Here is a 10898-nt window from a genome sequence, read left to right as displayed (position 1 = left end):
CAGCTGAGGAGCCTTTCATCCCCTCTCCCCCTGGGAGAGGGATAGGGTGAGGGCCATTGTAGGTACTGCACGGAACTGCACTGCAGCGGTTCGTAGCCGTCTCTGGCCAACAGCTGAGGAGCCTTTCATCCCCTCTCCCTCTGGGAGAGGGTTAGGGTGAGGGCCGTTGTTTGCTAAAATTCGAAGCACAGCAACGATAAGCGGCCCCCATGAAACAGTACCTCGACCTGATGCGCCACGTGCGCGAACACGGCACCTTCAAGAGCGACCGCACCGGCACCGGGACCTACAGCGTGTTCGGCTACCAGATGAGATTCGATCTGGCCGAGGGCTTCCCGCTGGTCACCACCAAGAAATGCCACCTCAGATCCATCATCCACGAGCTGCTGTGGTTTCTGCAGGGCGATACCAACATCCGCTACCTGAAGGACAACGGCGTCTCCATCTGGGACGAATGGGCCGATGAGAACGGCGAGCTAGGGCCGGTCTATGGCTACCAATGGCGCAGCTGGCCGGCGCCGGATGGCCGGCACATTGACCAGATCGCCGGGGTGGTGGACATGATCCGCGTCAAGCCCGATTCGCGCCGGCTGATCGTCTCAGCCTGGAATCCGGCGCTGGTCGACGAGATGGCGCTGCCACCGTGCCATGCCCTGTTCCAGTTCTACGTGGCCGACGGTCGCCTGAGCTGCCAGCTGTACCAGCGCTCCGCCGACATCTTCCTCGGCGTACCCTTCAATATCGCCAGCTATGCGCTGCTGACGCTGATGGTGGCCCAGGTGACCGGCCTGCAGCCGGGCGAATTCATCTGGACCGGTGGTGATTGCCACCTCTACGCCAACCACCTGGAGCAGACCGATCTGCAACTGACTCGCGAGCCGCTGCCGTTGCCGACCATGAAGCTCAACCCTGAGGTGCAGGACCTGTTCGCCTTCCGCTTCAAGGATTTCGAGCTGGAAGGCTACCAGGCCCATCCCCACATCAAGGCGCTGGTCGCGGTCTGAGTCGGCGATCGAAGCGCTCAGGCGCCATGGCTGGGCGCCAGCACCTCGTCCACCAGCTGTTCGGGCGACTTGCGCACGTCCAGTACCTGGGCTTCGAGATGGTCGGGCGCTTCCAGGGTATCGAGCTGGCTCTGTAGCAGCTTGGGATCGAAGAAGTGCCCGCGGCGGCTGCCGATACGCTCGGCCAACAGCTCCGGTGAGCCCTTGAGGAACAGCAGGCGGATACCGTCGAGGCCTTGCAGCAGGCGATCACGATAGACGCGCTTGAGCGCCGAGCAGGCGAACACCCGGGTGGTGCCCTCGGCCTGGGCCTGATTCATGGCGTCGTGGATGGCGTCCAGCCAGGGCCAACGATCCTCGTCGGTGAGCGGCACCCCGCGTGCCATCTTGTCCTTGTTGGCCTGGCTGTGAAAGGTATCGGCATCATCGAAACGGCAGCCCAGCCGGCTCGCCAGGCGTTCGCCCAGGGTGGTCTTGCCACTGCCCGAGACGCCCATTATCAGGTAGATCATCGTCGGCACTCCGCGTGAGGATTCGCTTCGTTATAGAGTCCCTAGAGCGGCGTTTGCTCCGGGGTCAGGCGACTGCTCCAGGTCGCACCTATGGAAGCCACGATGATGCAGGCCAGCGCGAGCCACTGGGCGACGCCGAGGATCTCGCCGAGGAACACCCAGCCGGAAAGCGCGCCCAGCGCGGGCTCCAGACTCATGAGGGTGCCGAAGGTAGCCGCCGGCAGGCGGGTCAGGGCCATCATTTCCAGGGCATAGGGCAGGGCGGTGGACAGCAGCGCCAGCCCCAGGGCCAGCGGCCAGATTTCTGGTTTCAACAGGTTGCTGCCGCTATGCACGATGCCCAGGGGCAGGATCACCAGGGCGCCGATGGTGGCGCCCAGGGCCACGGTAGCGGTGCCATGCACCGCACCGGCACGTTTGCCCAGCACGATGTACAGCGCCCAGCAGGCGCCGGCGCCCAGCGCCAGGGCGGTGCCCAGGGGATCCAGGGTCGAGGCGGAGTGCCCGAAGGGCAGCAGTACCGCCAGCCCGGCGATGACCAGGGCGATCCACAGCAGATCCAGCCAGCGGCGCAGGGCGCACAGCGCCACCACCAGTGGGCCGACGAATTCCAGGCCGACGGCGATGCCGATCGGCAGGCGCTGCATTGCCAGGTAGATGCTCAGGTTCATCATGCCCATGGCGACGCCGTAGCCCAGCAGGCTGCCCAGCGCCTCCCGGCGAAAGCCGCGCCATGGCCGCAGCACGATCAGCAGCACCAGAGCGGCGAAGATCAGGCGCAGGGTGGTGACGCCCACCGGGTCGAGGCGCAGGAACAGTGTCTTGGCCAGGCTAGCGCTGATTTGGATCGAGTTCATGGCGACCAGCAGCAGGGCGACGGCGAACAGCGGCGAACGGGCAGGCATCGGCAGGGCTCGACTAGCGGGCCCGCCAGCATAGGTCATCCGCCCAGCACCGCAAGGTTGGCTGCGACCTCAACGTGTTTTCGAGCGTAGGTGCAACTGCTCGGCGCCTTCGCGGTTTTCTCTCACCTGGTCCGCGAAGCGCTGCTGTTCTTCCCGCTGGGCCACCTGCACACATTGCGCATAGCCCTCATCCCAGCCCTGTTGATAGGGCTTCTCCGCCGCGAAACGGCGCGCGTCCTTGTGCTCGTAGCCGATGCCATTGACCGCCTGCTTGCCGGTCTGGCATCCGTCGCTGAAGCCGTCGGCGTAGGCGGGCGGATAACCCTTGGCGATCAATTGATCGTGATAGCTGGCGCAGCCCGCCAGCGCGGACAGCAGGACGAGCAGGGTAACGAGACGACGAGAGACAGCCATGTGGCCTCCTCACGGGATCCTACGACTGATCCCCATGAACAGAGCTTAGTTGGCGTTCCGTGAGAAATTCGTCAAAAAACGCAGCGGTTGGAAAATACCGACGGACGTCGCGACAGCGCCCGCCAGCCGCTGCGCTTAAATGCGCAGCGGAGCGCCAGTCGCCTTGCCTCCGTCGTCATCCCGGTCGCAGAATGCGGACACTGCTTGCATGCCTGACAAGGACTTACGATGCACGATCCCGTCGCGGCCGGTCTCCGGCTCGCTCCCGATGAGTTGACCCGCCCCTTCGCTCCCGAACAATTCTCCTTCGCCGATACCGATCAGCTGGAGCCCTTCCGCGGCATCCTCGGGCAGGAGCGCGCGGTGGAAGCCCTGCAGTTCGGCGTCGCCATGCCACGGCCCGGTTACAACGTCTTCGTCATGGGCGAGCCGGGGACCGGTCGTTTCTCCTTCGTCCAGCGCTATCTCAAGGCCGAGGCCAAGCGCCAGCCCACACCCAACGACTGGGTCTACCTGAATCACTTCGAAGAGCCCCGCGCGCCCAGCGTCCTGGAGTTGCCGCCCGGCGAGGGCGAGGCCTTCGTGGCCGACATCGCCCACTTCATCGACAACCTGCTGGCCACCTTTCCGGCGGTCTTCGAGCACCCGGCCTTCCAGCAGAAGAAGAACGCCATCGAGCGCGCCTTCAACCAGCGCTACGACCAGGCGCTGGACGTGGTGGAAAAGCTCGCCTTGGAAAAGGAGATCGCGCTCTATCGCGATGCCAACAACGTCGCCTTCACTCCTATGAAGGAGGGCAAGGCGCTGGATGAAGCCGAATTCGCCCAGTTGCCGGAAGCCGAGCGCGAGCGCTTCCACGCCGACATCTCCAGCCTCGAGGAGCGCCTCAACGAGGAGCTGGCCAGCCTGCCGCAGTGGCGGCGCGAGTCCAGCAACCAGCTGCGGGCGCTCAACGAAGACACCATCATCCAGGCCTTGCAGCCACTGCTGGCGCCGCTGTCGGAGAAGTACAACGACAACCCCGGCGTCTGCGCCTATTTGCAGGCCATGCAGGTGGACCTGCTGAAAACGGTGGTCGAGCAACTGGCCGACGACGCCAAGCCCGACATGCAGCGACGCAAGGAATTGCGCGAGCAGTACGAGCCCAATCTGATCATCGGCCATCACGTCACCGGTGGCGCCCCGGTGGTGTTCGAATCCCATCCCACCTACGACAACCTCTTCGGCCGCATCGAATACCAGTCCGACCAGGGCGCGCTCTACACCAACTATCGCCAGCTGCGCCCGGGCGCGCTGCACCGGGCCAATGGCGGCTTCCTGATCGTCGAGGCGGAAAAGCTGCTGACCGAGCCCTTCGTCTGGGATGCGCTCAAGCGTGCCCTGCATTCGCGTCAATTGAAGATGGAATCGCCGCTGGCCGAGCTGGGGCGGCTCACCGCCATGAGCCTGGCCCCGCAGCAGATCCCCTTGCAGCTCAAGGTCATCATCATCGGCTCGCGCAACATCTACTACACCCTGCAGGAGGTCGATTCGGACTTCCAGGAGATGTTCCGGGTGCTGGTGGACTTCGACGAAGAACTGCCGCTGCGCGACGAGAGCCTCGAGCAATTCGCCCAGTTGCTCAAGACGCGCACCTCGGAGGAGGGCATGGCTCCGCTGACGTCCGCGGCCGTGGCGCGTCTGGCCACCTACAGCGCGCGCCTGGCCGAGCACCAGGGACGCCTGTCGGCGCGCATCGGCGATCTGTTCCAACTGGTCAGCGAGGCCGACTTCATCCGCCACCTGGCCGGCGACGAGCGCACCGACAAAGGCCACGTCGAGCGGGCCCTCAAGGCCAAGGAGACCCGCACCGGCCGCGTCTGCGCCAGGGTACTGGACGACATGCTCACCGGCCTCATCCTCATCGATACCCAGGGCGCGGCGGTGGGCAAGTGCAACGGCCTCACCGTGCTGGAGGTCGCCGATTCCGCCTTCGGCATGCCGGCGCGGATCTCCGCCACCGTTTACCCGGGCGCCAGCGGTATTCTCGACATCGAGCGCGAGGTCAGCCTCGGCCAGCCCATCCACTCCAAGGGCGTGATGATCCTCACCGGCTACCTGGGCAGTCGCTATGCCCAGGAATTCCCGCTGTCGATCTCGGCCAGCATCGCGCTGGAGCAGTCCTATGGCTACGTCGATGGCGACAGCGCCTCCCTCGGCGAGGCCTGTACCCTGATCTCCGCGCTGTCGCGCACCCCGCTCAAGCAGTGCTTCGCCATCACCGGTTCCATCAACCAGTTCGGCGAGGTGCAGCCGGTCGGCGGCGTGAACGAGAAGATCGAGGGCTTCTTCCGTCTCTGCCAGGCCCGCGGCCTGACCGGTGAGCAGGGCGTGATCATTCCGCGCGCCAACGTCACCAACCTGATGCTCGACGAAACCGTGCTGGAAGCGGTGCGCGAGGGGCGGTTCCACGTCTATGCCGTACGTCAGGCGGACGAGGCCCTGTCGCTCCTGGTGGGCGAGCCGGCCGGGGCTCCCGATGCCAAGGGGCGCTTCCCGGAAGGCAGCGTCAACGCCCGGGTGGTACAGCGTCTCAAGGAAATCGCCGAGCTCGAGCTGGAAGATGAACTGGCCGACAAACTCAGTGATAACTCCAAGGCAAAAGGCAAAAACAACGAAACGGAGGAGAACTGAGGTCCAGGGGGCAGGTCGGATTTCGTACAAGGCGTCGCAGCCCAAGTAGCACGGCGCCCAGACCCGCTTGCCCCCTGTCGGCCAACAGGGTTGTCCACAGCTTGTGTGGATACCTCTGGCCTTAGGACCGGCGAGCATCGAGCGCTTCGAGAGGATGACGCCATGTCCCGCACCATTACCCTGATCCGTCCCTGCCTGGGCCTCGTCACCCGTATCGAATGCGAAATCAAGCCGCTCGGTCAGGAGCAGGGCCTGTGGACGCTGCTGTGCGCCGCCGGCCTCAATGGCCAGCAACCGACCGCCATCAAGGCCCAGGGCCCCTTCCACGGCCCCAAGGCGGCCGAAGGCGTCATGACCGCCATCGCCGAGAACCTGGTCGAGCAAGGCTACATCCAGGTCGAGGAAACCCAGATCTGGCGTCTGCACATGCAGAGCGAGCTGCGCAAGATGAACGGCGAGCGTGCCCAGCACCAGGTACGTTTCCAGGTTGGCCCCGACGCCTGACGACAAGGCGTCGCATTGTCGTTGGTAGAGGTGTCGGTATACTCGCGCGGCTGTCCTGAACCGAGCGAGTCTGCATGGAACGTCTGATCGAAAAAGTCCTTTACGCCTCCCGCTGGCTGTTGGCGCCCATCTATCTGGGGCTGTCGCTGGCGCTGATCCTGCTGGCGCTCAAGTTCTTCCAGGAAGTCTTCCACGTCCTGCCGCACATTTTCGAGTCCACCGAGGCCGAGCTGATCCTGCTAGTGCTGTCGCTCATCGACATGGCGCTGGTGGGTGGTCTGCTGGTCATGGTGATGATCTCCGGCTACGAGAACTTCGTCTCCCAGCTGGACATCGACGAGGGTTCGGAAAAGCTCAGCTGGCTGGGCAAGATGGATTCCGGGTCGCTGAAGAACAAGGTGGCCGCCTCCATCGTCGCCATCTCCTCGATCCACCTCCTGCGTATCTTCATGGACGCCCAGAACACCAATCCCGAGTACCTCAAGTGGTATGTGATCATCCATCTGGTGTTCGTGATCTCGGCCTTCGCCATGGGTTACCTGGATCGCCTGACCAAGCACTAGGCTGCATCGCCCGTTCGTCTGCCACGGGCATCTTCGCTTACGCTTTGTGGATTGCGCCGCTGCGCCTGGCTGTCCTAGCTTATCGACTACTGACAGCTGCGATCGGCGCCGCCCTGGCGCCGACCTCGACCCGGAGGTTCCCATGCAATTGCCGGAATTGACCCAGCGCGCCCAGGCCGGAGAGGTGCGAGAACTCAATCTGCTGTCCATCGAGGGCGGCTTCTATGTGCTCGAGGTGCTGACCCATGACGGGCGCGCCCGCCTGACCGGGCGAGATGGAAACTTCTATCGGCTGGGCTCGGCGGCCCAGGCCCGCCGGCTACTGGCCGAGCTGCCCGCGGTGCCGTGCTTTCTCATCCAGCACAGCGCCTACGACGAGATGGTCGGCATGGCGCCACGCTCTTCCGCGCCCCTGAAGATCCCCCTGAACTACCGGAACGCCTCTTGAGCTCGGGCGCCGTCCGGCGCCTGCTGCCGGTCTTCGGTGACCAGCTGTCGCCGCGGCTGGCGTCCCTGCGCGACGCGGATCCGGCCCAGGATGTGCTGCTGCTGGCGGAAGTCGGCAGCGAGGCGACCTACGTCCCGCACCATCCGCGCAAGATTGCCTTCATCTTCAGCGCGATGCGCCATTTCGCCACCGAGATGCGCGCGCGCGGCTTCCGGGTCCAGTACCGCACCCTCGATGATCCCGGGAACCAGGGCTCGTTACCGGCCGAGATTGCCTTCTGGTCCCAGGCCCTGGGCGCGCGGGAGGTCCGCCTTACCGAGACTGGCGAATGGCGGCTGGAGCAGGCGCTCCGCGGGCTCGACCTGGCGGTGCCCCTGCGCTGGCAGGGCGACGACCGCTTCCTCTGCAGCCGGGAGGCCTTCGCCCGCTGGGCCGGTGACCGTCGGCAGCTGCGCATGGAAGCCTTCTACCGCGGTATGCGCAGGCGGCACGGCTGGTTGATGGAGGGACCGGACGAACCCTGCGGTGGCGTCTGGAACCTGGATCAGGACAACCGCAAGGCATTGCCCAAGGGCCATGCCGCTCCCGACGTGCTCAGCTGTCCGCCCGATGCCTGTACCCGCGAGGTGCTCGACTTGGTGGGTCGGACCTTCGCCCATCACTACGGACGACTGGACGGCTTCGACTATCCGGTGACCCGCGCCGATGCGGAGCGACTCTGGCAGCATTTCCTGGCCACCGGACTCCAGGAGTTCGGCAGCTATCAGGACGCCATGGCCCGCGGTGAGCCCTATCTGCATCATGCCCGCATCAGCGCGGCCCTGAACATAGGGCTGCTGGACCTGCGCCAGCTGTGCGCCGAGGTGGACGCCGCCTATCGCGAGGGCAGGGTGCCGCTCAACAGTGCCGAAGGCTTCCTCCGCCAGCTCATCGGCTGGCGCGAATACGTCCATGGCGTCTACTGGTTGCGCATGCCCGAGTACGCCCAGCTCAATGTCCTCGGCAACACCCGCGCCCTGCCGGAGTTCTACTGGAGCGGGGCGACCGACATGGCCTGCATGCGCGAGGCCATCGGCCAGACGTTGGATCTGGCCTATGCCCATCACATCCAGCGGCTGATGGTCACCGGCAACTTCGCCCTGCTGGCGGGTATCGCCCCCCAGGCCATCGGCGAGTGGTACCTGGCGGTCTACCTGGACGCCTTCGAGTGGGTCGAGCTGCCCAACACCCAGGCGATGGTCATGCATGCGGACGGCGGCTACCTGGCCAGCAAGCCCTATTGCGCCAGTGGCCAGTACATTCGCCGCCAGTCCGACTACTGCAAGGGCTGCCACTACCAGGTCGGCGAAGCTCTGGGCGAGACGGCCTGTCCCTTCAACGCCCTCTACTGGCATTTCCTGATGCGTCATCGGCAGCGATTCGCCCGCTATCCACGCATGCTCAACCTCTATCGCAATCTCGACCGCCAGGCGCCGGAGCGCCAGCGGGCCCTCTGGCAACGGGGCGAGGACCTGCTGGCGCGGCTCGACGCAGGAGAATCCCCGTGAAGAAGGCCGATCTGCCCACCAAGCTCTGTCCGGTTTGCCAGCGCCCCTTCGCCTGGCGCAAGAAGTGGGAGAAGAACTGGGACGAGGTTCGTTACTGTTCCGAGCGCTGTCGCCGCCAGCGCGGCAGCCTGGGCGGCGGCGAGCCACGACCCTGATGTGCTAGGCTCGGCTCCTTTTTTCTCGATGGAAAGATTGTTATGAACGACATCCTGCTCGATACCGACGAAGCCCGCGTCAGCTACGGCATAGGTCGCCAGCTGGGCGACCAGCTGCGCCAGAATCCGGTCCCCGGCATGCAGCTGGCCGCCGTGCTCGCCGGTCTGAACGAGGCCTTCGAGGGTCAGGACTCCCGGGTAGACGTCGACGCGCTGAACGCCAGCTTCCGCGTCATCCGTGAGCGCATGCAGGCGGAAGCCCAGGTCAAGGCCGCGGCGGCTGCCCAGGAGGGCGTCGACTACCTGAAAGCCAACGCCGAGCGTCCTGGCGTGGTGGTACTGCCGTCCGGTCTGCAATACGAGGTACTGACCCAGGGGGAGGGCGCTACGCCGACTCGCGAAGACCAGGTGCGCACCCACTACCACGGCACCCTGATCGACGGCAGCGTGTTCGACAGCTCCTACCAGCGCGGCCAGCCGGCCGAGTTCCCGGTGGGTGGCGTGATCGCCGGCTGGACCGAGGCCCTGCAACTGATGCCGGCGGGCAGCAAGTGGCGCCTGCACGTGCCCAGCGAACTGGCCTATGGCGCCCAGGGCGTCGGCGGCATCCCGCCGCACAGCGTGCTGGTGTTCGACGTCGAGCTGCTCGACGTCCTCTAAGGGGTCAGACGTCCAGGCGCAGCGCCTCGTTGTCCGGGCGTAGCGCCAGGGCGTAGCTGAACAAGAACACCCGGCGGATCTGCTCCTTCACCACCCGCGGCTCGCTGGAGGTGAGGCTGTGCAGATCCAGTTCGCCCAGGTCCTTGAGTTCTTCCAGGGCCGTCTCGTCCAGCTCGGCGCACACCTTGCCGGTCTCCCGGTTGAGGATGCGCAGGTAGGGCTGCGGCCGATCCAGCCAGGCGTCGATCAGATAAGTCATGGGCAGGGCTCCTCTGCTGCTATTCATGAGAATAATTCTTATTAGCCAAATAGCAAGCGGATTACCTGACTTTTTTAGTCGGACATGAAAAAGCCCGCGGTCGACGACGGCGGGCTCTGGCGATGGATCGCCGCTATCAGTGGGTGCGGGCGACCGAGAAACGACCCAGTTCGGCCAGGGCATCCCGGTAGGGGCTAGCGGGCAGGGCGTCCAGGCAGGCAATGGCGCGCTCGGCGAATTCCTGGGCCTTGCGTGCGGTGTAGTCGAGGGCACCAGCGGCTTCGACCGCGGCTCGTACGCTCTCCAGGTCCTGGCTGCCGCCCTGGCGGATCGCCTGACGGACCAGGGCGGCCTGTTCGGCGTTGCCTTCGCGCATGGTCACGATCAGCGGCAGGGTTGGCTTGCCCTCGGCCAGGTCGTCACCGACGTTCTTGCCCAGGGCGACGGCGTCGCCCTGGTAGTCGAGCAGGTCGTCGACCAGCTGGAAGGCTACGCCCAGATGATCGCCATAACGACGCAGGGCGTCGGCCTGCTCGGCGCTCGCCCCCGCGAGGATCGCCGCGCTGTGGGTGGAGGCTTCGAAGAGCATGGCGGTCTTGCCGCGGATGACCTCCATGTAGATCTCTTCGGTGGTGCTGGCGTCGCGGATCTTCGACAGCTGCAACACCTCGCCTTCGGCGATGACGCGGGTCGCCTGGGAAATGATGCGCATCACCTCCATGGAGCCCAACGCCACCATCATCTCGAAGGAACGGGCGTAGAGGAAATCGCCGACCAGTACGCTGGGGGCATTGCCCCAGAGGGCATTGGCGGTGGAGCGACCACGGCGCATCCCCGAGGCATCGACGACATCGTCGTGCAGCAGGGTGGAGGTGTGCAGGAATTCGATGGTCGCCGCCAGCAGCTGGAGGTCATGGTCGGCGCGCCCGAGCGCCTTGCCGGCCAGCAGCACCAGCAGCGGCCGCAGGCGTTTGCCGCCCGCGGAGACGATGTAGTCGCCAATCTTCTCGACCAGCGGCACGCGCGAGGTCAGCTGCTGGCGGATGATGCCGTCTACGGCGGCGAAATCGTCCGTCACCACGCGATAGAAGGACTGGGATTGCTGCGTCATTGAGAGGTGTCCACTGGGGTTCCGGGCAATATTCAGGCGGCCGGATGGCGCATGACCGCCAGACTATGCCCTAGGGACCGGCACGAGTGCCATGCCCAGGGATTGCCATCGCGCTCCCGCGGCTCGCCGCTCACGCCGTTTCG

Annotated in this window: 13 protein-coding genes; 8 read left to right on the top strand and 5 right to left on the bottom strand. The window is 65.3% G+C overall.

From position 1 onward, the window contains the following. Positions 1 to 209 precede the first annotated feature (209 nt). Positions 210 to 1004, top strand: coding sequence for a thymidylate synthase (locus ACYJP6_RS23780; protein WP_459478448.1), 795 nt, complete (start codon positions 210 to 212; stop codon positions 1002 to 1004). Positions 1005 to 1021: 17 nt separating this feature from the next. Here the strand turns inward: ACYJP6_RS23780 and ACYJP6_RS23775 are convergent, their stop codons facing one another. The 3 genes from ACYJP6_RS23775 to ACYJP6_RS23765 form a co-directional block, all read right to left on the bottom strand. Then, complete coding sequence (locus tag ACYJP6_RS23775) at positions 1022 to 1516, bottom strand: gluconokinase (protein WP_459478446.1); 495 nt, start codon at positions 1514 to 1516, stop codon at positions 1022 to 1024. A gap of 41 nt (positions 1517 to 1557) precedes the next feature. Further along, the gene (locus ACYJP6_RS23770; protein ID WP_459478444.1) at positions 1558 to 2421 is read right to left on the bottom strand and encodes an EamA family transporter; all 864 of its coding nucleotides are present in this window, start codon (positions 2419 to 2421) and stop codon (positions 1558 to 1560) included. A gap of 69 nt (positions 2422 to 2490) precedes the next feature. Beyond that, positions 2491 to 2835: a hypothetical protein gene (locus tag ACYJP6_RS23765; RefSeq protein ID WP_459478442.1), complete on the bottom strand. Its 345-nt coding sequence runs from the start codon at positions 2833 to 2835 to the stop codon at positions 2491 to 2493. 228 nt (positions 2836 to 3063) lie between these two features. Between ACYJP6_RS23765 and ACYJP6_RS23760 the strand changes: the two genes are divergently transcribed. From ACYJP6_RS23760 to ACYJP6_RS23730, 7 genes are all read left to right on the top strand, one after another. Beyond that, complete coding sequence (locus tag ACYJP6_RS23760; RefSeq protein ID WP_459478440.1) at positions 3064 to 5508, top strand: Lon protease family protein; 2445 nt, start codon at positions 3064 to 3066, stop codon at positions 5506 to 5508. Positions 5509 to 5670: 162 nt separating this feature from the next. Beyond that, on the top strand, positions 5671 to 6012 hold the full coding sequence (locus ACYJP6_RS23755) for a PA4575 family protein (RefSeq protein WP_145006903.1): 342 nt from the start codon (positions 5671 to 5673) through the stop codon (positions 6010 to 6012). Positions 6013 to 6086: 74 nt separating this feature from the next. Beyond that, positions 6087 to 6575: a TIGR00645 family protein gene (locus ACYJP6_RS23750; protein ID WP_145006905.1), complete on the top strand. Its 489-nt coding sequence runs from the start codon at positions 6087 to 6089 to the stop codon at positions 6573 to 6575. A 142-nt stretch (positions 6576 to 6717) separates the two neighbouring features. Beyond that, entirely contained in the window at positions 6718 to 7023 is a 306-nt protein-coding gene (locus tag ACYJP6_RS23745; RefSeq protein WP_459478437.1) for a DUF6482 family protein, read from the top strand. Next, positions 7020 to 8570 (top strand): cryptochrome/photolyase family protein, encoded by a 1551-nt coding sequence (locus tag ACYJP6_RS23740; RefSeq protein ID WP_459478435.1) that lies wholly within the window; start codon positions 7020 to 7022, stop codon positions 8568 to 8570. The genes ACYJP6_RS23745 and ACYJP6_RS23740 overlap by 4 nt, the downstream gene beginning before the upstream one ends. Next, positions 8567 to 8725 carry a DUF2256 domain-containing protein gene (locus ACYJP6_RS23735; RefSeq protein ID WP_459478433.1) on the top strand — a complete coding sequence of 53 codons (159 nt, stop codon included), beginning with the start codon at positions 8567 to 8569 and terminating at the stop codon, positions 8723 to 8725. The genes ACYJP6_RS23740 and ACYJP6_RS23735 overlap by 4 nt, the downstream gene beginning before the upstream one ends. Before the next feature lie 42 nt (positions 8726 to 8767). Next, positions 8768 to 9385 (top strand): FKBP-type peptidyl-prolyl cis-trans isomerase, encoded by a 618-nt coding sequence (locus tag ACYJP6_RS23730; protein ID WP_459478431.1) that lies wholly within the window; start codon positions 8768 to 8770, stop codon positions 9383 to 9385. Between the two features lie 4 nt (positions 9386 to 9389). On the opposite strand, the gene ACYJP6_RS23725 is transcribed toward ACYJP6_RS23730, so the two are convergent. Together ACYJP6_RS23725 and ACYJP6_RS23720 are read right to left on the bottom strand one after the other, a co-directional pair. Next, positions 9390 to 9644: a hypothetical protein gene (locus tag ACYJP6_RS23725; RefSeq protein WP_459478429.1), complete on the bottom strand. Its 255-nt coding sequence runs from the start codon at positions 9642 to 9644 to the stop codon at positions 9390 to 9392. 136 nt (positions 9645 to 9780) lie between these two features. Beyond that, on the bottom strand, positions 9781 to 10755 hold the full coding sequence (locus tag ACYJP6_RS23720; protein ID WP_459478427.1) for a polyprenyl synthetase family protein: 975 nt from the start codon (positions 10753 to 10755) through the stop codon (positions 9781 to 9783). Positions 10756 to 10898: the final 143 nt, after the last annotated feature.

The sequence above is a fragment of the Pseudomonas sp. No.117 genome, from assembly GCF_054558395.1.
The sequence above is the reverse complement of the archived record's forward strand: the minus strand, read 5'-3'. Positions and strand labels throughout refer to the sequence as shown.